Annotated in this window: 22 protein-coding genes; 10 read left to right on the top strand and 12 right to left on the bottom strand. The window is 47.9% G+C overall.

Annotated features, from left to right (window positions below):
- Nucleotides 1–15 precede the first annotated feature (15 nt).
- Complete coding sequence (locus Q1L34_RS23320) at nt 16–282, top strand: helix-turn-helix domain-containing protein (protein ID WP_071824652.1); 267 nt, start codon at nt 16–18, stop codon at nt 280–282.
- A gap of 643 nt (nt 283–925) precedes the next feature.
- The gene (gene cspE / locus Q1L34_RS23315; protein WP_007720208.1) at nt 926–1,138 is read left to right on the top strand and encodes a transcription antiterminator/RNA stability regulator CspE; all 213 of its coding nucleotides are present in this window, start codon (nt 926–928) and stop codon (nt 1,136–1,138) included.
- Between the two features lie 239 nt (nt 1,139–1,377).
- Here cspE and Q1L34_RS23310 read toward each other — a convergent pair whose 3' ends face one another.
- Complete coding sequence (locus Q1L34_RS23310; RefSeq protein WP_015585265.1) at nt 1,378–1,536, bottom strand: YqaE/Pmp3 family membrane protein; 159 nt, start codon at nt 1,534–1,536, stop codon at nt 1,378–1,380.
- A 221-nt stretch (nt 1,537–1,757) separates the two neighbouring features.
- Between Q1L34_RS23310 and pspE the strand changes: the two genes are divergently transcribed.
- Nucleotides 1,758–2,096 carry a thiosulfate sulfurtransferase PspE gene (gene pspE / locus Q1L34_RS23305; RefSeq protein ID WP_015585264.1) on the top strand — a complete coding sequence of 113 codons (339 nt, stop codon included), beginning with the start codon at nt 1,758–1,760 and terminating at the stop codon, nt 2,094–2,096.
- A 215-nt stretch (nt 2,097–2,311) separates the two neighbouring features.
- On the opposite strand, the gene Q1L34_RS23300 is transcribed toward pspE, so the two are convergent.
- Both Q1L34_RS23300 and uxaC read right to left on the bottom strand, forming a co-directional pair.
- Nucleotides 2,312–3,856 (bottom strand): MFS transporter, encoded by a 1,545-nt coding sequence (locus Q1L34_RS23300; RefSeq protein WP_044348404.1) that lies wholly within the window; start codon nt 3,854–3,856, stop codon nt 2,312–2,314.
- Between the two features lie 23 nt (nt 3,857–3,879).
- A complete protein-coding gene (uxaC, locus tag Q1L34_RS23295) occupies nt 3,880–5,286 on the bottom strand; it encodes a glucuronate isomerase (protein WP_048025017.1) in 1,407 nt (468 codons plus the stop codon).
- Nucleotides 5,287–5,744: 458 nt separating this feature from the next.
- On the opposite strand from uxaC, the gene uxuA reads away from it, so the two are divergent.
- A complete protein-coding gene (gene uxuA, locus Q1L34_RS23290; protein ID WP_015585261.1) occupies nt 5,745–6,815 on the top strand; it encodes a mannonate dehydratase in 1,071 nt (356 codons plus the stop codon).
- A gap of 114 nt (nt 6,816–6,929) precedes the next feature.
- Here the strand turns inward: uxuA and Q1L34_RS23285 are convergent, their stop codons facing one another.
- A complete protein-coding gene (locus Q1L34_RS23285; protein ID WP_015585260.1) occupies nt 6,930–7,820 on the bottom strand; it encodes a LysR family transcriptional regulator in 891 nt (296 codons plus the stop codon).
- 117 nt (nt 7,821–7,937) lie between these two features.
- Here Q1L34_RS23285 and Q1L34_RS23280 point away from each other — a divergent pair, with 117 nt between their 5' ends.
- The 3 genes from Q1L34_RS23280 to Q1L34_RS28540 all read left to right on the top strand — a co-directional run bounded on the left by Q1L34_RS23280 (nt 7,938) and on the right by Q1L34_RS28540 (nt 10,390).
- Nucleotides 7,938–8,120, top strand: a complete 183-nt coding sequence (locus Q1L34_RS23280; protein WP_327204304.1) for a 4-oxalocrotonate tautomerase — start codon at nt 7,938–7,940, stop codon at nt 8,118–8,120.
- 888 nt (nt 8,121–9,008) lie between these two features.
- Complete coding sequence (locus Q1L34_RS23275) at nt 9,009–9,917, top strand: winged helix-turn-helix domain-containing protein (protein WP_052626755.1); 909 nt, start codon at nt 9,009–9,011, stop codon at nt 9,915–9,917.
- A 116-nt stretch (nt 9,918–10,033) separates the two neighbouring features.
- A complete protein-coding gene (locus Q1L34_RS28540) occupies nt 10,034–10,390 on the top strand; it encodes a YqeJ family protein (protein ID WP_491546670.1) in 357 nt (118 codons plus the stop codon).
- A 253-nt stretch (nt 10,391–10,643) separates the two neighbouring features.
- On the opposite strand, the gene Q1L34_RS23270 is transcribed toward Q1L34_RS28540, so the two are convergent.
- From Q1L34_RS23270 to Q1L34_RS23235, 8 genes are all read right to left on the bottom strand, one after another.
- The gene (locus Q1L34_RS23270; protein ID WP_015585256.1) at nt 10,644–11,120 is read right to left on the bottom strand and encodes a YqeJ family protein; all 477 of its coding nucleotides are present in this window, start codon (nt 11,118–11,120) and stop codon (nt 10,644–10,646) included.
- A gap of 1 nt (nt 11,121) precedes the next feature.
- Entirely contained in the window at nt 11,122–12,009 is an 888-nt protein-coding gene (locus tag Q1L34_RS23265; protein ID WP_032725073.1) for a winged helix-turn-helix domain-containing protein, read from the bottom strand.
- 525 nt (nt 12,010–12,534) lie between these two features.
- Entirely contained in the window at nt 12,535–13,449 is a 915-nt protein-coding gene (locus Q1L34_RS23260) for a winged helix-turn-helix domain-containing protein (RefSeq protein ID WP_327204303.1), read from the bottom strand.
- 760 nt (nt 13,450–14,209) lie between these two features.
- Nucleotides 14,210–14,461 (bottom strand): hypothetical protein, encoded by a 252-nt coding sequence (locus Q1L34_RS23255; RefSeq protein WP_327204302.1) that lies wholly within the window; start codon nt 14,459–14,461, stop codon nt 14,210–14,212.
- A gap of 18 nt (nt 14,462–14,479) precedes the next feature.
- Nucleotides 14,480–15,256, bottom strand: a complete 777-nt coding sequence (locus Q1L34_RS23250; protein WP_327204301.1) for a fimbrial protein — start codon at nt 15,254–15,256, stop codon at nt 14,480–14,482.
- Nucleotides 15,257–15,278: 22 nt separating this feature from the next.
- Entirely contained in the window at nt 15,279–17,825 is a 2,547-nt protein-coding gene (locus Q1L34_RS23245) for a fimbria/pilus outer membrane usher protein (RefSeq protein ID WP_327204300.1), read from the bottom strand.
- A gap of 29 nt (nt 17,826–17,854) precedes the next feature.
- Nucleotides 17,855–18,544, bottom strand: a complete 690-nt coding sequence (locus Q1L34_RS23240; protein ID WP_071359119.1) for a fimbrial biogenesis chaperone — start codon at nt 18,542–18,544, stop codon at nt 17,855–17,857.
- 61 nt (nt 18,545–18,605) lie between these two features.
- Nucleotides 18,606–19,172 (bottom strand): fimbrial protein, encoded by a 567-nt coding sequence (locus tag Q1L34_RS23235; RefSeq protein WP_032716440.1) that lies wholly within the window; start codon nt 19,170–19,172, stop codon nt 18,606–18,608.
- A gap of 1,022 nt (nt 19,173–20,194) precedes the next feature.
- On the opposite strand from Q1L34_RS23235, the gene Q1L34_RS23230 reads away from it, so the two are divergent.
- The 3 genes from Q1L34_RS23230 to Q1L34_RS23220 all read left to right on the top strand — a co-directional run bounded on the left by Q1L34_RS23230 (nt 20,195) and on the right by Q1L34_RS23220 (nt 23,986).
- The gene (locus Q1L34_RS23230; RefSeq protein WP_015585248.1) at nt 20,195–20,536 is read left to right on the top strand and encodes a hypothetical protein; all 342 of its coding nucleotides are present in this window, start codon (nt 20,195–20,197) and stop codon (nt 20,534–20,536) included.
- Between the two features lie 62 nt (nt 20,537–20,598).
- The gene (locus Q1L34_RS23225; protein ID WP_032716441.1) at nt 20,599–21,882 is read left to right on the top strand and encodes an HlyD family secretion protein; all 1,284 of its coding nucleotides are present in this window, start codon (nt 20,599–20,601) and stop codon (nt 21,880–21,882) included.
- Complete coding sequence (locus Q1L34_RS23220; RefSeq protein WP_032716442.1) at nt 21,875–23,986, top strand: peptidase domain-containing ABC transporter; 2,112 nt, start codon at nt 21,875–21,877, stop codon at nt 23,984–23,986. Before Q1L34_RS23225 ends, Q1L34_RS23220 begins: the two co-directional genes overlap by 8 nt.
- The last annotated feature ends 2 nt before the right edge of the window (nt 23,987–23,988 follow it).

Raw genomic sequence — 23,988 nt, 5'->3', positions numbered from 1 at the left:
CACTAACGCAAAGGAATGAATGAGATGAACAGAACTGATATGCATCCGGCTGATATCATTGCGCAATTAAAAAAGCGCAACCTGTCTCTGGCGGCGGTCTCCCGCCAGGCGGGGCTAAGCTCGTCAACGTTAGCCAACACGCTGTCTCGTCCCTGGCCTAAGGGGGAGTTTTTAATCGCGCAGGCGCTGGGTATCGATCCTGCGGAAATATGGCCGAGTCGCTACTTCGATCGGCAGGGCAACCCGATCGACAGAAAGAAACGGATTCGTGTAAAAGGGTGAATAATCCGCGTGTGACGGCAGGAGCGGATGCCCCTGCGCAAGGCAGTCGATCCGGCTACCGGCTGGCGGTGATCACCGGCGGGATAGCGGGATAGCGGGATAGCGTGAGCGGGGAGAAGGGCTCATTCCTGTTTCCACCGCCATTTAAGTTGGCCTCACGCCTCTCCGTTCAGCCGGTTTTTATCCATGTTTAGCCAGTCCGGCCTGCGTGTAGCGCCGGTTCATTTGCTCATTGGTTCCAGTTTTCTCTCAGGATATCTATGCCCGCGGCACAGAGATGCTTCATGAGTGCAAAAACGAAAACGAAAACGAATTCGTGAAATACCGGACGTATTACTCTTGTGCGAAATTGAGATAGCGATTGTTGATAGCGGCTACCTTTTACAGACATATGGCCATCCGGGTGTTTAAGCGGTCAAAATAAAAAAACATAAACCTTGCTATAATAATTTCTCTATGTCTTAATAACGTCATCGGTTTGGAACACAGACCTTATGAAAGCAGTTTTAGTAAAGCAGTCCTCAGTTCAAGAGCTATCCACAGATACCCTTCTTCATGAGCCTCCTCCTAAGTGCCAAATAAGTAACTCTAAATACAGGCCATCATCGCCGCGCTTAGTGGCTCATTAATTAAGGAAGTATCTATGTCTAATAAAATGACTGGTTTAGTAAAATGGTTTAACGCAGATAAAGGTTTTGGCTTTATCACTCCGAACGACGGCAGCAAAGATGTATTCGTACATTTCTCTGCTATCCAGAGTGACAACTTCAAGACCCTTGATGAAGGCCAGCAGGTCTCTTTCACCATTGAAAATGGCGCGAAAGGCCCGGCAGCCGGCAACGTCACTCCGCTGTAAGCCGCGCTCATTATCAGCGACGTTTACAATAGCGATGAAGGCGATAGCCTGAGCAGATAAGCTCCGCTGATAATAAAATGAACCCGCCCTGTGCGGGTTTTTTGTTGCATTTAGTTTGCCGAATTAAAATCCATTCGCCATTCGGTAGCGGCAGGTAATCGCGTAAAAATAAAATAAGATTCAGATGAAAAATACCTGAGAAAATAAACGGCGCCGTTGCGCCGTCATGATGATATTGGTTAATCGCGCGTTTGCACCCAGAATGCGTGAATCAGGCCGGGGATATAACCCAGCAAGGTCAGTACAATATTCAGAATAAATGCCCAGCCGAATCCTTTACCCAGTAATACGCCAAGTGGCGGCAAAATAATCGTTAAAACAATTCTCCAGAACCCCATACATACTCCCTATAAAAATCAACGTTGAAACAGGTGACGCTGTCTTTAAGCATAGTAATTTTAACGGGGACCGCCAGTTTGCCTGCCGTGTTGCCTCTGCGCGCATATCATCGAGTATCCGCTTTCTGCCCATTTTCCTGATCAGGTCAAAGATTGCCCGGGATGCCTTCGCTAGTATCATTCCTGGTGACCAGGAAAAACAAATAAGGAGAACTATCGTCATGTTTAATCTGACCCGGGTAATGAAAAAAACGATCTTGACCGGCGCCATGCTGATGGCGTCCACCTCACTGTGGGCGGCTGAGCACTGGATTGATGTCCGCACTCCAGACCAGTTTCAGGAAACGCATGTAGAAGGAGCGGTGAATATTCCCCTGAAACAGCTGGATGCGCGCATCGGCGAAGTGGCAAAAGATAAGAATGACACGCTGCACCTGTACTGCAATACGGGGAACCAGTCCGGCAAAGCTGAAAAAATGCTGCAAAGTATGGGCTATAAGAATGCCGTCAACGAAGGCGGACTGAAGGATGTCGAGAAAACGCAGAAGATGGTGAAGTAATCCGCTTGCCCCATCGCGAGAATGTGCCTTAAATCCACCTCTTTGCACTGCTCCGGCTTCACTTGCGCGGCTTATGCGTCTGTCGTCGTCGAATGATCAAATCAGGAGCATGTCTGGCGGATAAGAGACGGCGATGGTTCGGCTGACCTTAATCGGGTCAGCCGGGCAGGGCAACCGCGCGGCAGCGGGCGTGATGCCGCTGCCGGCGGTATCTGTCAGTTCAGTACCGAGGTGGGTTCGCCCGCCTTTGCTCGCTCGGGCGGGGTATCGCGCCAGAGCGTGTCATAGCGATAACCCGTCAGGTCTTCAACCACATGGCGCGCTTCAGGCGTGACGTCCTGCTGAAGACCGTTCGCCTTCAGGCGCTCAATCTCATCGACAAAAATCTTGTGCGTACGTTTGTTCAGATGGAAGGTCAGCGCCTGCCACAGAGCAATCAGCAGCAGCACGGCGGTGCCGGCAAACAGCAGCGTCGCGATGGTATTAATCGCTTCCTGAGGCTGAGTCTGGCTCCCTTTCACGAAACCGCCGCTTTGCAACAGCAGGCCCACGGCAAAGGTAGCGATGGCGACCGTCGTTTTACGCGAGAACGTCATCACCGCGGCAAACAGGCCTTCACGGCGCTGGCGGGTAATCATTTCGTCAATATCGGGAATAAACGGAAAGACGTTCCACGGCGTAAATTCCAGCACGCAGCGGCCAACCTGATAGATACCGGCGATGATCACCAGCAGCATCACCTTGTTGTCGGTCGGGAACTGATACACCAGGAAGAATCCGCCGAGGCACAGCAGCATCAGGCTATAGGCGAAGACATAGAGGCGAGAGGGACCATACTTAATGATCGCTACGCCCGCCGCCAGCGTAACCGGCAGCCCGACGATACTCATCGACAGCAGCGTGCCCGCCAGAGAGGACGAGACGTTCAGGCAGTAGACGCAGAAAAAGACGAACACGGTGTTGTAGACGTCCTTCGCCGTAAAGGAAAAGAGATAAATCGCCAGGTGCTTACGGAACGCCCGCACCTTCAGAGTAGAGGCATACTCCTTAAACAGGTTGCCAAAGGCGACAAACTTCTCGGCCGCCGTGGTGGACTTGCGCTCTTTTTCCATTTCCGCCAGCATTTCCGGCGTCAGCTCGCGTTCCCAGGTCACTTTCCACGAGATAAAGACGCAGACCATGAACATCACGGCAAACACCACGCCGTTAACTAGATAGGCGTCGGCATTATTTTCACCCAGTGCGCCAATCAGCAGGCCGGGGATAAAGGTGGCGAGAAAGGTCCCGGATGCCGAGAGGAACATCCGGCATGTGGAAAGCTTGGTGCGGCCATTAAAATCTTTGGTCATCTCGGAGGGCAGCGTTTCCCACGGGATCAATACCATGGCGGCAATGATCTCAAAAGCAAGATACACCGCGAGATAGAACCAGTAGTTCATGCCGTTTAGCCACAGCAGGGTGTAAACCAGCATGAGCGGTGCGCCGATCAACAGGAAAAAGCGCCGCCGGCCAAATTTCTTACCCAAATAGTTTTTATAGAAATGGTCCGTGAAGCTGCCCATAAACAGGCTGACAATAGCATCCACGATACGCGCGATCGCGACAATCGACGCCGCTTCAATCGGCGACAGGCCGACAAACGTGGTATAGAAGAAAAGCAGCCATGCGCCAATGACGGTAAATGCGCCGCCGCCCATAATATCCGTCAGACCGTAGCCGATACTGACGGGGATGGTCACTTTTCTGTTCTTACGAGTCATAGTTTATCCCTGTATCTGACGGGTCAAAAACGAAAATAACGACGGGCGTTGTCCACGCAAATACCGCGGATCATGGCGTCGAGGATGGCGCGATCTTCCGGCACTTCACCTTTCTCTACCCAACCACCAACCAGGTCGCAGAGGATCCGGCGGAAATAATCATGTCGGGTGTAGGAGACAAAGCTGCGCGAATCAGTCAGCATGCCGATAAAGTTGGCCAGCAGCCCCTGATCGGCCAGTGTATTGAGCTGGTTAACCATGCCGCGTCGGGTATCGTTAAACCACCATCCGGAGCCGAACTGCAGCGGTGATTTCATGCCATCCTCGCCGCTCTGGAAGTTGGCGAGAGTCGAGGCGACCACGTCGTTATAGCTGGCATTGAGGTTATAAAGAATGGTTTTCGGTAGACCGTCATTCTCCACCATGGCGTTAAGCAACGCGTTCAGACTCTGCGCAAGGTGAGTTTGATCGCCAATCGAGTCAAAGCCGCAGTTGATGCCGACCTTGTTGAACATGGTCGCGTTGTTGTTACGAATGGCGCCAAAGTGAATCTGCATGGCCCAGTCGCGCTGTTTGTACATTTTGGCCAGCGCGACAAAAATCATACTTTCCCAGGCCTGAAGGGCATGCTCATCCAGCGTCTCTCCTGCCAGCCGACGCTGAAACAGCGCGGCCTGCCCGGCCTCATCAAGCGGGCAAAACCGGATCGCCAGCGGACCGTGGTCCGATACGCGACAGCCCGTGCTGTGGAAAAAATCAACACGCGCTTCGAGAGCGGCCAGGAACCGATCCAGCGAGGTTATCGCCCGCTGGGTTTTCTGCGCCAGTCGGGAGACGAACGTCAGGAAGCGATCGGGGCAGGCGTCGAACAGCTCATCAGGACGAAATGTTGGCAAAACGCGAGGGGAAAAATCGCTTTTTGCTGCCAGCAGCTGATGGTATTCCAGGTCGTCGAGCGGCCCGTCGGTCGTGCACAGCGCTTCAACGTTTGAACGGCGGATGAGCGCCTGGGGTAAAAAGTCGTCGTGGCGTAATTGCGCATTACACCGTGCCATAATATCGCGCCAGTTTTTACTATTAAGCGTTTCGTCGATCGCAAAATAATGTTTCAGCTCAAGGTGGGTCCAGTGATAAAGGGGATTGCCAAAACTGGCTTCGACAGTTTGCGCCCAGGCTGCAAATTTTTCTTCGGCGGAAGCATTGCCGGTAATTTTTTGTTCAGATATTCCATTCGCCCGCATTGCCCGCCATTTGTAATGATCGCCCTCCAGCCAGAGCTGAGTAATATCCGTGAACGGTTTATTTTCCCAAATGGCTCTGGCATCAAGATGACAGTGGTAATCAATAATCGGTAACGCTTTTGCTATCTCAGAATACAGCCGCTGACCTGGCGCGTTGGTTATCATAAAACTATTGTTTATCAGTGACATAAAAACTCCGTACACGATGTCGCTTTTACTACGCATCCCCAGCGTTAAGCCGGGGCCGGTGTATGACGGGAACATAATGGCGTTGAGGGTAAGCTTCCTTTTCATTGATTGTCTACTACCATACAAGATGTAATGATAAAATTGTGACTTAACGCATGTATTCCGTCGTCGATATTCATAACCTGAAATAAAAACCGGGATGAATTAAATGGCTAAAAATAAAATCGTGTTATAGAGGATGATTAATTTAAACTGAATTTGTTATTTTTTTACAATATAAAAACAATTAACCGCAACAGAGATAATGAAGATCCGTTCAGCCCATGAGTCTTTTTATCGCGTCGTCACTCTTTTTTAACGAGGTGGTTGATCAAACGATAATTACTGCATATGCTACTAAATACTAGTATGGTACATCTCGTAAAATGCATAGCAGCAACGATTAAGGCGGATAAAAAATGCAGATGACAATGCGCTGGTTTGGGCCACAGGAAGACAAAATCCCACTGGAATACATCCGACAGGTGCCGGGTGTGGAAGGTGTTGTCGGGGCACTGTATGACGTTGCTCCCGGAGAAGTCTGGCCAGTCGAAAAGATTAAAGCCCTGGTTGATCAGGCCCATGCCGCGGGCCTGACAATGGAAGTGATTGAAAGTGTTAACATTCACGATGACATCAAAATAGGCACCCCGGCACGCGATCGCTACATTGAAAACTATAAACAGACGATCCGTAATCTGGCGGGTTTTGGCGTCAAGGTCATCTGTTATAACTTCATGCCGGTCTTCGACTGGATGAAGACCGACATGAACTACGTCCTGCCGGATGGTTCACTGACGATGGCCTTCGAAAAAAGCGGTATCGATAAGAGTCTGGAAGAGGTCGTCAAAGAGGTTCTCGATAACGCCAACGGTTTTGCGTTACCGGGATGGGAGCCCGAGCGGCTGGCGAAAGTGCAGGAGCTGTTCGCCCGTTATAGCGGTGTCGATGATACTAAGCTGCGGGAAAATCTGTTTTATTTCCTCAGAGAAATTATCCCGGTGTGCGAGGAAGTGGGGGTGAAAATGGCGATTCACCCGGACGATCCGCCGTACTCTATTTTTGGCCTCCCGCGGGTGGTGAAGAATCGCGATGACCTGGCGAAGATTTGTGATGCCGTGGATTCACCGGCGAATGGCATCACGCTGTGCACCGGGTCAATTGCGGAAGATCCGGATAATAACGTCTATGAAATTCTTGCCGAATTCACGCGTCGTAAGCGCCTCCATTTTGCCCATGTGCGCAATATTAAGCTGATTAAGGATAAAGATTTCTACGAATCCGCTCATCCGTCGCAGTATGGCTCGCTGGATATGTATCGCGTTATGCAGGCCCTCCATGATAACGGTTTTGACGGCTACATCCGCCCGGATCACGGCCGGTTTATCTGGGGTGAAACCGGGCGTCCCGGATACGGCCTTTACGATCGCGCGCTGGGGGTAACCTACCTGCTGGGGCTGTGGGAGGCGCTGGAGAAGACGTCGTCATAAATCTGTCTGCCGGAGGCCAGGGCCTCCGGCCGCGTGTTTTTTGCCGCCGTTAAAACGGGCGTGTTGACCCGACGGGGCGGTGCAGGCATCGGTCTGCAGTCGTTTCATCCATTATTACTGCGCGCCAAAGCGCTGTATCAGAAAATCAATCACGCTGCGCAGCTTGGCTGATGGACGGGTATCCTGTTGATAAATAAGATACATCGGCGTTGGCTTATAGGACCACTCGGGAAGCACTGGCACCAGACGTCCCTCGGCGATATCTTCCTTTAGCAGTGATTCCGGTTGCAGCACGATACCGCAGCCGTTCAGTGCGGCAATCCTCAGCGCATGGCCCTGGTTAGACATAAACCGGCCTTTCACTACCGCTTTAACGATCTCGCCATCGGGCCCCATCAGCTCCCAGCGATCCTGATGTATCCAGTAGGACATCCCCAGACAGCTCATGTGACTCAGCTGATCCGGATGCGTCGGTGTCCCGTGCTGACGGAGGTAGTCGGGAGAGGCGGCAAGGATCCGACGATAGGCGTGCAGCGGCCGGGCAACGATATCCTTCTGCTGAATCTCACCAATATGAATAGCTAACTCAGCATTCCCGCTACTCAAGTTTGGCGTCTGGTTATCCAGCGTCAGCATGACGTTGACCTCCGGGTTTTGCGCCATGTAGAGGCTCAACGCCGGGACCAGTATCTGACAGCCGAAGCTGACCGGCGCGACCATATGAACCAGCCCTTTGGCAGTCGATTGCAGTTCCATGGCGCTATGCTCGGCGAGAGAGAATTCTGCCAGTACGCGGCGACAACGCTCATAGTAGAGCTGCCCGACTTCGGTTAACTGTTGGCGACGCGTGGTTCGGTGCAGCAAACGTGCGCCAAGCCGTTGTTCAATCGCCCGGATCTGTTTGGCAACCATCGTGGCCGATACGTCGCTGACATCGGCCGCTGAGGCAAAGCTGCCGCACTCGACAACTCTGACAAACATCTCCATTCCGGCAAGTTTATCCATGATTAACAACCTGTAGGTTCTGATTCACTCAACCTAACACACATTTATTGGTCCTCACCTTTCGGTAAAGATTAATTCATCGACCCTCAGACGGGGTCTCAACCGGAGAGAAAAAATATGCCTGTTTTACGTTTAGAATTACAGCCTGGCCGCTCGCCTGAACAGAAGCGCGATTTTGCCCGTGAAGTGACCCGGGTCGCGGTTGAAACGCTGAAATGCAAAGCGGGGAGCGTGGATGTGGTCATTGTCGAAATACCCAAAACGCACTGGGCTAAAGGAGGCGTATTGCCCACCGAATAGTTGTCTGGTCGCATTTCTCGTCGCCGGCGCAGGTTCACCGCGCCGGCTAAAGCGTAGCACCGGCCAGATGAATCATCTGCTTCCTCCGTGGTTTCTCAGCAACCGGCAATCCCTGCCGTTGCCTGGGTGTTATTGGGGATATGGCGATGAAAAATACCTATGGTACAGCGTGATTTGCTGCCTGTGTGCCACCTTATTCCCAGCCCCTTGCCGCCACTCAGTTGTGCCTGGCGTGCAGCCCCCGGCGATGGAAGGAGGCATCCAGCATGATATACAGTCTGCCGACCTGATAATGGCCGCGAATTACCGAGGCCAGCACCCGTTCCCGTCCATTTATGTCGCCTGCTGACAAATCTGCACTCCCCCTCTTAAATCCAGATAGCGATTATTGTTGCCACCGAGCGCTGTGCGCGTTATCCATGACGTTCAGCAAAAAAAAGAGTGGCGTTATCGAATAAGCCTGTCCATGCATAAAAGATCTAAACAGGGACCCGCTCTATTTTATTGAACGCCAAATATCAGTTGAATATAGCATTGGTTACCAATACGTTAAATTTTTGGATGAAAAGTTCGAAACATTTAACGGGAATTGGTAATTAATGTCGTGGCTTTACGGGTAACAAATTTCTTATCCTGTAACGACTTGTTGTAATTTATAATCAGTTACATCAATATCAATTTGGAAACAAATTAGTCATCAGTTGGTGAGCGTTGATGAAATAAATCGATACCTATCGCATTTTTAATGTTTTAATATGGATTTTTTGCCATTGGATAGCGTTAAATTTAAGTTGATAGGTTTATATCTTCTTAACTATTTTGAACTTTCTTTAGTCTAACGACTAACTATTTGATTTTAAAAATGCATGCAACAAAGGGTGTCGCAATATGGATCGCTCAGATAACATCCAAAGCTATATTATTGGCGAGGATGTTGTATTCACGCCATCCCAAAGAATGATTGTGGACAGGCTGAATTCAAAAGAAGTTAAGCTTCATGTACCTGCGAGCTGCTGCCTTGAAATTTTACTCAACAACCAGGGAAAGATTGTTTCTCAGGATCAATTGATTCTTTGTGGCTGGGGGGAGAAACGTAATGCCGGGGTGAGTCCAAACACCTACTATCAATGTATTTTACATCTCAGAAAGTCGCTGGCCGCCATAGGATGTCTGGATGTTATTGATACGGTGCCCAGACATGGTTTGCGGTTTAATAACAGGCTCAAAGTAACATATCTGTATCCTGAGAAGAATAATGAGCAACAAACTGACAACAATATAAATCAGGACATGGAAGGATGTGTCCATAGTGATATTGTGGGTATTGTCATTGACAGGTCTGAGCGTGTTGAGGCTGACGATGTCGAGTCAGATGATTCAGGAAACGCGCCACAAGAGGCCGATTTTTTTGAAAGTTCAGCAGCAGAAGGGGGGATTCATGAAGGTAGCAAGCGGCATATTAAGTGGCTAAGAAATGCAGGCATTGTCACTATATCCGCTATTGTTTTATTCAGCATCATGACATTTCTTCATAAACCGGGAGGTGAAGCCTTTTCGGACTATAGCAAACTCTCTTTTGAGGGCTGCACTGTCTTTGTGGCAGACCAAAAATACGCTGTCACTGAAATTAAGAAAATCCTCAATACGCTAGGCCTGCCGTGTTCTGACAAAACTATTGTCTATTTTACCGCTTCCCCTATGAATACCCGCTTAAATTTTATGTATTGTTCTGTTTACACTAAAAAGAATCAAAACTGTCGCTCCCTGACAATAATGAAAACCATGAAGGTACACTAATGCGCGTTAAAATATATTGTCTTTCTGCGTTATTGGTCGTGGTGCTGTTTATCATTTTTTATTATTTTGAACCATTTATTCCAAATAAAATAATAGTATGTTAGAGCCGCCACACTCTGATTCATGATGATTTTCGTCTGGATTCAAACATTGGCTTTACGCTAGGAAACCATAAAGGTGAACTCACGATTTATGGCATCGCCGAGGAGAACGGCAGACGATCGCAGATCAGTAGAGTGATTAATTTTACCTATGTTAATCATGATGATATCTATGTTCTTAAAAATCAATATGTTGAGCATCTTAGCACCGATAGCAGTAGCGACAGCAATGCGGATGACCATTTTCCGGCTTTCTTTTATGAACCAGGGAAAGAGATTACGTTTAAAATTGAATATGATGAATATCATAACCCAGTGATTTATTTGCACAGCATGCCAACATTCTATTGTAAAAAATATCGAGACATTTAAATACGAAGAAAAATGCCGCCTGCTGTCGGCAATGATTCACGCTATCTGCTATTGGCTTAACTGCCGTTACCGACAGGCCGCCTTGCGGACAATATGATACGTTGGTGTTATGGATTATCTCGCCATCAGGATAGCGTATGCTGTTGCGTATCACTGGTGTATCTGAGTCGTTTACTGCTGCGCATCTGCTTCGCTTTTGCGGTTTTCCTTAGACGAGAGCGGCGAGAACGATGAGTCTGATTAATAATACGCCTCAGATATCGTCTTGTTTATGACATACATAGGCCGGTAACGTAGAGAAGATAAATAAATAGCTATGCTGCTGTTCAATCATTTTTACGTAAATGTCTTTTTGGGGATAGATGAAAAATAATGGCTCATATTTTTCCAACCAACTGCTGCTGATGCTTTCATCAGGAAATATCACATTGGTCACTGAGGTCAAATGGTAGGTGTTATTCTTCCTTTGAATGTTGAAGAATATCTTGCGGTTAAATCTTTTCGTTTTGTCGTTAACGGAGTAGCCATTCATACTGAGCAGGCCGCTATCTTTGTTTATCCTGTAAGTGAGTGAAATATTGAGTTGTTCATCAGTATTATGCTGTACAAAGTTAGCTTTGCATGTAAATTCAGGAGGCTGAGAGCGTTTCCATAATGAATAGCCTGCCAGGATTAAGGTAAAAAACAGGCATACGCAAAGCACATACACCGAAGTTCGGTAATGTATCATTTTAATGATCCTCAATAAAATAATCTGAAATACAGTAGTTGGGACGGGTCATAGGTTTGTTACACCGAATAACGGAAGCCCTGGGTAGCATGGCATAACGGCTGATGTATACCCATGGGAATTTTTTACAGTCAGGTTTGAATTGATTGCCATAGGTGAGCGCCGCCGCTTTCTCATCGGTGTTATGAATCTCTTTATTAAGAAAAAAGTGGCAGCCGTTGGTGTTTACGGCAAGCATGTAGTTTTCGAAGTATCGACTTCCCTGGAACTGAGCGAGTATGACTTTGATATCGGCCAGCAGGATAGAAAAAATAAGCGCGGTGATTAAAAAAAAAAGCTTACTGAATTTCCTGATACCTGCTTTATTCAGACTTTGTTCGGCAGGTATGTCGGGAACCGCTGCGACTATTCCTGATACCGGTTCCGACGCCCGTAAACTGCCGATATGGTCTGAGTCCGCTGAGTCAGGCGTATCGTGGTGGACAGGCCGGGCACCCTCCTCGGTTTTTGACTCCTCAACATTAGCGATCGGCAGGACATCGGCGGATTCAATAACCTGAACCTGCGTTTCACGGGCCAACGTTAAACCGATACGCGGTATCGTGGTAATAGGATCGGCGGGAAATCCAACTTCTTTCAGACCCTTTCGGAGTAGACAAATATTCTGATAGTAGGTATTTGCAGAAACGACGAGCCCGAGTTTCTCCCAGACGTTATACATAAATTCCTGCTGTGTAACTATCGTATTTGAACTCTCAATTAATAGTAATAAACAACGACTTGCAGGAGAGTTTAAGACCACCATTTGCGTGGGATTGATAAGGTTCCTTAACTGGCGAGTCGTGGGGTGAAATTCAACAATGTTGTTAATAATGTAATATCTATGCATGGATTATATAAAACTCTTTCAGGAACAGGAGGGCTTTATCTCGGCGGATGCAGATAAAAATTAAGAACTTTTCACATTCAAAAAAATTATAAATGATAGATTAAGCTCTGCATATTATGGCGCCTGGCGAAAATTCTTATTTATACCGTTACGGTGAATCACCATGATTGCTCGCCAGCCATGTGGGAGGGGTATTCTGTTCATCAAGATAATTTCTGACTGTACGGCAGAGGGCGCTACCTCTCCTGGAGTTCATGTCTGTCGTCTTAACGTAAGTAAGGAAAGCCACTGTTGATCTGGCGTCACAGCGTGGTCGTCGGGCGATCTGCCGATGCGCTCGGGGTGTATGAGCTGCTTTCGTAAGCCCTGAAAGGGTAAGCGGAGTTATGTGAGGGAGAGGGAGTCTGCCGCAGAGCGGATAGCTGACTGGCCGGCACCGTTTAAGTAACAATCCACGGCCGATATTGCTTTTTCCTGCGCCTGTAAACCGGAAAAGTGGAAAATGATCGCGTAGTGCTTAAGCTGTTATTCAATGAAGTATTCTGAAATACATAAAGTAGATTGCGTGAATGGTTTATTACAGCGGATGATCGACGTTCGGGGAAAGTCAGCCAGCGTTGTTACGTATACCCAGGGGTAGTTCACACAATCACCGGTGATATGTTGGTCATATTTATTGAGTACCTCCATTTTCACACTCTCGGATACCGCTTTTGCCGATAGCACGTGGCAGCGCTGAGCTGTAGCAATCTTTACATAGTCAGAGAAATAGTTGTCTTTTATCGCTGTCAGATATGAGAAAAGCAGCGTGATGAATGCCAGGCTTATCGCCAGCAGAACGCCATTTTTTACGCTAAAGCCCATCCGGTATATATTTGTTCTGGTAAGCGGGGGGGGAAGGAAACGGTGCTCTGCTGCAGGAGATGGGGAAACTTGTTCCGCATATTCACAGGTAGTCGGCAGGGTGGTGGCGGGGGGCCGATGGCTATATTCTTCCACCACCGTGTTTTCGTCGGATTGGCCAGCCCCAGTTTCGACTTCAGGAGTGGTTTCCGTGACTAATTTCCGAATCTGGGTACCTGTAGCCAGAGTAAGCCCAATACGGGGAAGGGTGATAATGGTATTATCCTCCAGCCCGGCGTGGATAAGGCTTCTGCGGAGAATTGAGATATTTTGATAGTAGGTGTTGCTGGTCACCTTCATACCACTCTGTTTCCAGGCAATATCCATAAAATCCTGCTGTGTCACGATATTACCGATATTATTAATGAGTAACTGCAAACAGCGACCTGCGGGGACACTCAGCGTTACCTTCAACGCCGGGTTATGGATATTGCATAACATATTGGTCGCGGGTTGAAACGTCACGCAGTCGTTAATAACATAATACGTATGCGCATCTGCTAACCATTTATATCGTTCATTGCTGCCATTTTTCATTGTATTTATCTCCTGGCGAAAAGGGATACATAATCACGTAAACAGGAAAGCTACATAATGAATCTTTGTTATTATTTTTGTTTTATGTGACCGTAGAGATATTACCTCATCGTGATGCCGGCTGAAGGGCTGCAGCCTGTTGAGGAGGTTGGACGTGTCAAACGAAAGCGTAGAAAGAGCTCATCTCTGCGTTAATAGCAGCCAGGCTGGGGGCGATATGCTGTGCTGAACTTCAGGTCTGACTAAGCGCCTGTCCCATCATGGCTATTTTACTTGCCACTTTGGACCTGAGCAGTGCCGAAATTCTCAGGTACTACGCGTACGCGCTGGTTTCTGCGCGCTGCCTGTCTCCACACTGGATCACCACGAACGCCCGCCGTGGCGCCGCCATACTTTATGCGCATGGGCGTTGGTTTTATTACCCGGCTCATCCGGGAACCTCGCCCTTACGTGTCGCCGCGTCGACGCATGTGAATCTGTTCTGGACAGATTTGTTGCTCACCCCGGTCATTTACTGGGGTACAGCTGGTACGGGCTCCCGGCGTTGCCGTTTTCTGCTACTCAGATTATTTAAGTGATAACGATTTGCGGCAAAAGGTTTTTGTGCTGCATGAGTCTGCTGTGTATCGCGGGCAGTTTGTGAAACTCAGGATGCAAGAGTGCATGTGGGATAAATTGTCTAATGATATTTATAATAGTTGTACCAGCCCGATGAATAATGCCCCCTTGCGGAGGGCATTATATATTCCGGGCCCGGGGATCAATCTTCCTGGATCACAACCTCTATCACCGCTTTGACCAGACCATCTGAAATATCATTATTCATCTTGAAATAATCAGCGGTTAAGCTGATATCCTGATCGAGGCTAAGGGACGTAATATTGTACGCATCGGTATCATAAAATTTCACTGGATTACCCTCTTTTTTCAGGATGATCCCGACATTTTTGGCGCCGCTACCTCCCGGCGCTGGGAGGATAGCATTTTCCATTACCCCAATATCGCCGGTCACCGAACTTTTTGGGTTAAACTAGTAGGTGAGCTTCTGGCCTTGCAATTCACTGGGGCAGGTAATATTCATGTCAATGGTTTTGCCTTTGCCGGTTGCCGCGCCGGAGGAAAGCGCTAACAACTCGCTTTTATTAATTCTTTGCAGATTGACCGTGCTGGGACCCTTCACCGAAATATTACAGCTCTCATTACGAAAGGAAATTTTTCTTGTTGTTTTGGGATTTACCCAGTAGATCGCGCCCCCCCTTTCATACGTTGGATAGGCCGGGTCTCTCACGCGAAACGTAATTTCGACATTGATGTTGGTCGCCCCGCTGGTATCGATGGGACCCGTTTTAACCAGCCATGCAGAGAAGTGCGGCACTGCGGGAAACTGTACCGATTTGTCAAAAGGCGTCGGCCAGGACCCGGCCTCGCCGGGAACCTGTTTGCCGATCCGGCTGGCAAATATATCGCTAAATTGAATACCAATACCGGGTACGCCCGTTTCATAAACGGGCATACCGCGGAGAGTCACTCCTGGAACCTGCGAAGTGCTCACTTCGACGACATATTCTGCGCCGGGATTGCACCGGAACAGCCTGTGGTGCAAATCCATGCCGCCTATGGTCCTGGAATAAAGAATTGCCCCAACCGGAAGCGCAGGATCGGCCGATATCTTAGGATATAACGTCATACCCTGGCGCTCTTCCACACCACCATCGTTGCCGGCAGCATCCGTATAAGTGCATAGCCGTGCAGCTGAAACCCCGCTACTGAAAAAGACGGCGGCCAGCAGTACAATCATTTTTTTCATTTCACTCATCTCGTTATGATGATTATCGACACAAGGCTTCAGCCTGACTGACTCCGGAATTTTTCTTCTGGCCGGCGGACAAGGTATATATGGCGGTACATTGCTGGCCTGCTTTTTTCCCCCAGCTTACCGTCAGTACGCCAGTTGGCTGAAGGCCGGTCATATAGACCATACCGGCGTCGCTCACGATACTGGCTTGAGATTTGGCGGCACCGGAAAGCGTGACCATGGCGCCAAAAGGCACTTCGCGGCCTGAAGGCGTTTTAAGATGAATAAATGCCCGCAGCCCAATATTCCCGGCATAGTTTGTGCGAACAATGGCGCCTCGCGTAGGGACAACCCGCTGGGTGGTCTGCATCAGCTCCATCTCTTCGCCAAAGGACGTGCTATCCAGAGTGATGTCGGTACTGCGGTAGGGGGTAATATAGGGAACGATGGCATAGCCGCGACCGTCCGTGACGATAGTGGAGTCCGAGCTGAGCCTGACGTTGTCTAAACCAGGGGCCTTGATCAGGACCGCTGCGTTGCTGATATTCTGCCCAAGCGTTATGCCGTCCGCGTGTGCAATCAGACTGCCATTGGCGGCGTAGTCGAACCGTCGGCTGTTGTTGTCGTAGCTGTAGCCAGCGCTTACGCTGCCGCGAGAGCCGTTGTATGCTCCCCGAATGTCGCCGCTATAGTATTCACGATTGCTATAGCCCTGCTGGATGTTCCAGTCGAGGTTGTTGTCTTCCAACGCTATACCGCCTACAGAGACGTACTGATCCGTGGAGCCTGGGCTACTTTCGGTGATTTGATAGCTGGCATAGGTATTGGGCAACCAGTTGCTCAGCGGTATAGAGATGGTGAGGGCAACGCGCTGATCGTTTCGCGATTCGCGGCTGGAACTGTGAATCCCCCAGGTATAGCGGCTATAGCTGTAGCCGAGATAGTAGTTAATTCCCCGCCAGCCGCCGTTGTAACCCAGGCTCAATGATTTATTCGTACGCTTGTTATCCCAGTAATCTTCTACAAGCGCGCTGATGGATACGCTGCCATGCGCTCTTCCCAGACTTTGGTTCAGTGTGAAGTTAGTGCGATTACGTAAAGAACGGCCGGAGTAGTAATACCCGTCATGAGCATAGGTGTTAAGCACCTCCGAGAGCGTGTTAAACCCTTTTGTCGAGTAGCGATAGCCGGCAATGGTAAAGTTGGTCCCGGTTTCAATAATATTTTTACCGTAGCGTAAACGCCACGACTGGCCGGACGTTTTATCGTCATAGCGTTTTTTAGACCATGCCTGGGTCACATCTGCCGAGAGGGCGCCAAGACTGGCAAGGTTATAGCCAATCCCGCTTGAAAGAGCCTGATATTTGGCCGATGCCTGTACGCCGCCAAAAATCGTGGCGCTGGATGTCAATCCATACTTGGCAGTGGCCTGCGTAAAGGGCGTGTCGTCAATGGTGCCCACATACGGGCGGTACTTCCCGGAGGTGATTTCATATTCGAATTGCTTCTCGCGCAGCATCACCGGCAGGACCGCGAACGGCACGATGAAGTTCTGTCTTGAGCCGTCGGACTCTTCAACTGTCACGTACAGATCGCCGCTGCCGCCGCTCGGATACATGTCGGTAATTTCAAAGGCGCCTGGGGCGACGTAGGTCTGGTAAACCTGATAGCCGTTCTGCTTGATGACAACGCGGGCGTTGGTTTTAGCAATACCACGGATTACCGGAGCATAGCCGCGCATACTTTCTGGCAGCATGCTGGTATCCGTCGCCAGCTGTACCCCGGAAAAGGGGACGCTGTCAAATATGCCGGACAGGGAAGAGCTTTCACCGATGATCAGATTGCTGCTGATAGAGCGTAAGCTGCGTTGGAGATAAAGATAAGCGGAATCAAAATGGTCTGATTCACCCTTGCTTTTATTCCACATGCTCAGGTTTCTGACCCGCCACGGGCCGATATTTATCCCGGATTCCAGGTTCAGGCTATAGTATTCATTATCGCTTTTATAATCCTGAGAACCATTGAATTGATAGTTTACAAACATGGCGTTGATGCCGTCATCAAATTTTTCCGGCGGGATGTAGTCATTGGCCACGGTACTTATCGCGGCCTGAGGCACGGAAATATCTAAGCGCTGAGCGGCAAAATCGAAAATGGTTTTGCTGTCCGGGATGATATCGAAATTGCTACACCCTTGTTCACTCTCCTTGAGCTCAGGGAATGACTTGACTCTGACACCATATTGCGAGAGTACATCTAACGTAAAGCAGGGAATAAGATTGAGCTTTTTATCGAGTTTATTGCTCCGTGTGTCCGTGATAAATTTAACATTTTTGGTTTCCAGGTAACGGCCATTAAAAACAACATCAACCCGATAGTCTCCCGGAGCCTGGGCATTGACCGACTGATAAACTGACAGGTCGGGAATGTTGGATGTGTCACCTCCATTGACTGATGAAATGAATGCCGGGTCAAAGAATTCACGGGCGTTCACTTTAGTGTGAATACTCGCCGTCATTATAGTAATAATAGCTATGCAGATCGTAGATAGCCTGAAGGTATTGTTGTGTTCTATAGGCATAAAAACATCCATTTATAAATGCGAACTGTTTATGGCAGTTGCGATGAATAGAGGGAACCTGCTCCTCCATAATCATTCACTATTTTCCACGTGACTTTGGTAGCATTACCGTTATCTTTTAGTGTTATAACTTTTGATGAAAAGGGTTCAATGAATTTAATTTTTGCCTGATATTCATTGGCGCCAATTTGTACGTTTCTAAAATAGTAAAAGAAAGGCGTCGGGTTTTTAATGGTGAGCTGTTTACCCGCTTTGCGCCACTCTATTTTTTGGGCTTCGGTATTATTGGATAACTCAGCTAACGCTTTGGGCCGATAGATTAATCGCATGCGATGCCTGACGGCGAGCTGTATAGTATTGCTGTTCGCATAGGTATCATCAGACGGCGGTATCGCCATGATGTTAAAAAAATAGGATGATTCGCGGTCAGTGGGAGCATTGATGCTAGCTACAGAGAATATACGGACAGTATTCTTCTGCTTCATCTCCAGGCGAAAAAGCGGAGGTGTCACTATGAAGGCTGGCGTTTTCCCTTCTGGCGCTTCAACCCATGATTTGATCAGATAAGGCATTTCGTCTTTATTATCAATTTGCGCAGATATCTCACGAGCGCCTTCTTTATAAAGATAGCGGGTTGATTCGATAACAATTCCTGCATGCGCAAAACCACTCAGCATCATGGCGAAGGCAAGGGTTGCCTTGATCATCATCTGGTACATTAGATTCCTTCAGCATTTAATTAAAAAGGTCTGCCGGAATGACAGACCCTTTAAAAATTAATTAGATGGTGTAATCAATGGTAAAGGTCGCAATGCCTTTCACCGGACCTTCAGTGACCGGGTTAGCGGCATTGACTTTCACATAACCTGCCAGGTACTCCAGGTTAGTTGCCTGGTGTGGGGTATAGGATTCGGCAAGCGGAGTGCCATCAAACTGGATACGCGCGCTGTTGCTCTTTTTCTGAATACCGATACCGATGTTTCCGGCACCGTTAGCTGCCACGTTATCCAGAATTTCAGGTGATGAAGAGGTCGTACCGGTAACTTTAACGCTCAGGCCGGTTACGTTGTTTTCATCCGGGCCGCCAATAGCGCAATCAGTCACCTGGAAACCAAACTGCTGGTGTTTAAATAAGGTATTCGCTGATTGACCAGTAGCTTCAGCAGTGGTCACCGTCATCAGCTTAACAATACCGTTGTTAAGCGTACCGGTTGGCGTGACGACGCAAGAGGTTTGGGAGTCTGCCACTTCGCCCAGGATAGTCACTTCAGCCTGGTTTGTTGCCAAAGCCTGAGCACTGAAAGCCGCAGAGGCAGTAATAACCATAGCCAGAATTGTTTTTTTCATCCGTTTAATCCATTCATTTAAAGTTAAATTATTAATACCGGAAAAGGTGCCGAAATTAGACTTCAGAAACTGATCCCGTATGTATCCGTATATACTTACTCTTTAACCATTTAACGGTTTGTGTGGGTAAGCGGTGCTATATTAATCGCGGCTCGCACAAATACTCATCTGATTTTTCTTTAATAAAGCTGAAGGGGGTGAATAACTGTCGATTAACCTCTGGATGTGGTTTGCTGATTTAAGTGGAACAGGATGCGCCGGCCGCCATAACCGGGAGCTCAGGCGTAAAAAATGATGCGCAGAGAAAAATTATAAAGTTAAACAAAGTTAATAGCCGTTAAGTGCTTAAATGATTGGGTTTAATCTTGATGATGGCATATAGTTTGCTTTTATTACGACAGCACATTAGTGGAACGTTTATAATAATGGCGATGTTGTTAATAACTTTAGGTTTATTATTAATGACTGTTGTATTATCGTCTTTACTGGTCTCTGCGATACCTTGAAACATCTTGTGGTGCAACAGGTAAAATGAGGATAGGGTAGAGATATGTACAGATTTAAACTTGCTGTGGCTAACGCGGGAAACATTTGTCGTATCGGTTCTGTGGTTTTTCTGTTATCTGTTACGCTGACTTGTATCTGACGTCACCAGCTATATTGCTTTTAATATTACCCGGGTGAATCTAATTTTTTGTGATTCAGAAAACTTAATCATTTCTCTCGCTTCTCTTTCTGCGACTGACCAGTCCGGCTCTTTCTTCTGCCAACACTACGATATACATGAAAGGGCGTACCGGTCATCGCAGGCTGTTTAACGTCTGATGTTTATTACCGCTGATATCATGTTGGGCCTGAATTATATTTCTTATTTCTTATTTCATTTTGCACTGTAGAACATTCATGAAACTAAAGTTGTTTTTTTAGCGGAAGACCTGAAAATAGCCACCCATCAGCACAGCATATGTGATTGATAAATTTATACCATCTGGAATATACAAGTTTATATAAGGACTAAATTGATGAAAGAACTTTCTTTTGAAGAAATGAATGTGGTTTCCGGGGCGTACTCCTGGAGCAGTCCGTGGGATATCTTTGGTAATATCGGCGAAGCGGTGGTTAGTGCGACGCTGGGCGCGGTGGCGGGCTTTGCCGCCGGAGCAGTTATTGGCGGTAAACACGGCGGTGACGGTGGTGGGGTCCTTGGCTTTGGTACTATTGGTCAGGGCGTTGGCATGATCGTTGGCGGTATTATTGGTGGCATTACCTGCGGTGTCGGTGGGGCGATTGTGGGTTACGAGGAGACCTGGAAGTATACCAAAACGCTGCTTGACGGTTTCCTTGACGGTACTTTCAAACCTTGATTTTAAAGTAGCATCTAGTTTGGCCCGATGCGTCGGGCCTTTTAATATCAGGCCGGGTACTCATGGGTAAAAGATTGTTCAGGCGGGAAGCGATAGAGCATCAGAGAAGCTACTGGAAAGGAAGAGTCATTCTGCTCAGAGGCGTTTCACCATTAATCATTTCCGCATGCTGCGTTGCTTTTCTAGTGATGATTATTGCGATGCTTTGTCTGTTTAAATATACCAAAAGAATCGATGTTGTTGGTGAGGTTATCACGTTACCGCATCCTCTTAACATATCTTCACCGCAGCCTGGTTCAGTCTCCAGGCAGTCTATTCAGGTCGGGGATGTGGTTAAGAAGGGTGAGGTATTATTTGAACTTGATGTATCTAAAAGTACCGATGGTGGGAACGTCAGTGATACTAATGTTGCAATGGTGAAAGCAAAGATAGTTAATGCTGAAGATATCATCGCGAAGCTTAAGGTAAACAAAGATGGTTTCATTGAGACAACGCACCGTCAGATTCTGCGTTATGAACATTCCCTGAATGAAACTGAAAAGATGCTGACTACGGCGCAAAAGGGGCTCACCCACATAGAGAAATCGCTACAAAACTATAGCGACTATCTTAAGAGAGGGTTAATCAATAAAGATCAGTACAATAATCAGCACTCTCTTTTTGTGCAACAGCAAAATGCGTTTCAGTCATTATCATCGCAAAAAATGCAGCTGGAATTACAGCTCACGCAGACGCGGAGTGATTTAACCGTCAAGACGGCAGAACTTGATAACCAGATTACCTCGCAATATTCTCAGCTGAGAGATCTGCAGACGCAGCTCATTGAAAATAGCGCCAACGGTAAAATTGTAGTGAAGTCGACTATTGATGGCCGGGTCGAATCGATTGCGGTTACCCGCGGTCAAATGGTGGAAGCCGGGAGCAGCCTGGCTCAGGTAAAACAACTTACCGGTATTGAGTACTATTTATTGCTGTGGTTACCCGACAACAGTTTACCCTATGTCAAAATCGGCGATATCGTTAATATTCGCTACGATGCATTTCCTTCCGATAAATTTGGTCAGTTTTCGGGGAAAGTGCTGTCGATATCATCGATGCCGGCGACCCGACGGGAGTTGGCTGAATATAGTAATAACCAGATGAGCAATGCGCCAGCGCCTACGTTATATAAAGCAATCATCAATATTAAAGACAAAGAATTTATCTATAAAGATCGCAGGCTGGTTCTGGCGAATGGCCTCAAGGCGAAAAGTATCGTTTTTACTGAGGAAAGACCGCTGTACCAGTGGCTATTCTCGCCAGTATATAAAGTCGTTCAGAGTCTGAAGGGACCCGGAGATGAATAAAGATGTGCTTGATTCTATTTTTAAAAGAATCAATTTTTCCATGAAAAACAAAGTTCCGGTTATTATCCAGTCTGAGTCAACGGAATGCGGTAATGCTTGTTTATCAATGATTTGCGGTTTCTACGGGAAAGATATCGATCTGTTTAATTTTCGTAACCGCTACGGTTCCACTTCACAAGGGGCGACATTAAACGTTCTGGCGGCGATTGCGCAGAAGGCTGGACTCAAGACGCGAGCCCTGTCGCTGGATATTGCCGAGATCAAGGAACTCCGGCTGCCGTGCATCCTGCACTGGTCGTTAAACCATTTTGTCGTTCTGGTGGCGATAAAAGGGAAGCGTTTCATTATTCACGATCCGGCGCTGGGAAGACGCGTGGTGCATCTTCAGGAATTATCAGAAAACTTCAGCGGTATTGCGCTGGAGGCATGGCCTGATAGCGACTTTCGCCAGGAAAAGCAGCGCTCCCGACTTAAGCTACTGGACTTAATGCACAACATGGTTGGCCTCAAGTCGGCACTGATCAAAATATTCATGCTGTCCGTGGTGATTGAAACGGTGAATTTGCTGTTGCCGATGGGGACGCAGATCGTGACTGACCATGTCATTACCGCACATGACGAAAACCTGCTGCTGGTCATCTGCGTCGGGTTAATGTTTTTTACCATTTTTAAAACCTGGGTCAGCATGATCCGCGCGTGGGTCTCTCTCAAGTTGAATACGCTGACCGACGTGCAGTGGAAGACCAGCTTTTTTGATCATCTGATGAGCCTGCCGCTGGCATTTTTTGAAAAGCGCCAGTTAGGGGATATACAGTCGCGGTTTGCTTCTCTGGATATCATTCGCGCAACGTTTACCAACAGCATCGTGACAGGAATGATCGACTCGATCATGACTATTGGCCTGCTTATCATGCTGAGTTTGTATGGCGGTTGGCTGGTCTGGGTAGTATTAGGTTTTACCGTTTGCTACGCCATCATGCGAGCGCTGACCTATAAGTTTTATCGTACCGTCAGCGAGGAGTTAATCGTCAAACGTGCGCGTTCTGGCTCGCATTTTATGGAGTCGTTGTACGGTATTGCGACGATAAAATCGCTTAATCTCAAAAACAGACGCTCGCAACATTGGCTGAACACCAATATTGATGTCAGCAATGCCGGTCTGAAACAGACGCGTTTTGATATGCTGTTCGGCGGCATAAACACGTTCATTAATTCAGCCGATCAGGTTGTGATTTTATGGCTGGGCGCGCAGATGGTGATGGATAATACTATGACCATTGGTATGTTTATGGCGTTTAATGCCTATCGCGGCCAGTTTACTCAACGTGCCGCCTCGTTAATCGATTTGACGATGCAGCTGAAAATGCTGTCGCTGCACAACGAACGTATTTCTGAAATTGTCTATAGTGAGCCGGAGGTCGACTCCCCGTTAAGAAACGTTTTCGAAGAGAATGTTGGCGTCTCTCTGGAGGTTCGGGACTTAGCCTATCAGTATGATTTATTGTCAAAACCTGTTTTTTCTAACGTCAATATTAGCGTGGCCGCAGGAGAGTCCGTCGCGCTGGTCGGCGTGTCGGGCATTGGTAAGACGACACTATTAAAAGTCATGTCGGGTCTGCTCACGCCTGAACGAGGCGAGATATTTATCGGTGGTTTCGATATTAACAAAATTGGCATTAATAATTTCCGTAGCAATATCGCCTGCGTCTTACAGGAAGATCGTCTTTTTTCCGGATCCATTACCGATAATATTTCGGGGTTTGACGATGAGGTAGATGAGGCGCTGGTCATCGAGTGTGCGATGCAATGTAATATCCATGAAGAGATTTTACGCATGCCGATGGGCTATGAAACGATTATCGGGGAACTGGGTGCCGGGATTTCTGGCGGCCAGAAGCAGCGCCTGCTGATAGCTCGCGCGCTTTATCAAAAACCACGAATATTATTTATGGATGAAGCGACCAGTCATCTCGATATCAATAATGAAAAGATAATTAATGCAGCGATTGAATCCTTAAATATTACCCGGATTATTATTGCTCATCGTCCTTCGACTATTGCCTGTGCCGACAGGATTATTGATTTGGCAAAAATCACACCGTGACG

It is taken from the genome of Klebsiella ornithinolytica, from assembly GCF_030505655.1.
Taxonomy (GTDB): Bacteria; Pseudomonadota; Gammaproteobacteria; order Enterobacterales; family Enterobacteriaceae; genus Klebsiella; species Klebsiella ornithinolytica.
Note: the sequence above shows the minus strand (reverse complement) of the source record. Positions and strands in the feature narration are given on the sequence as shown.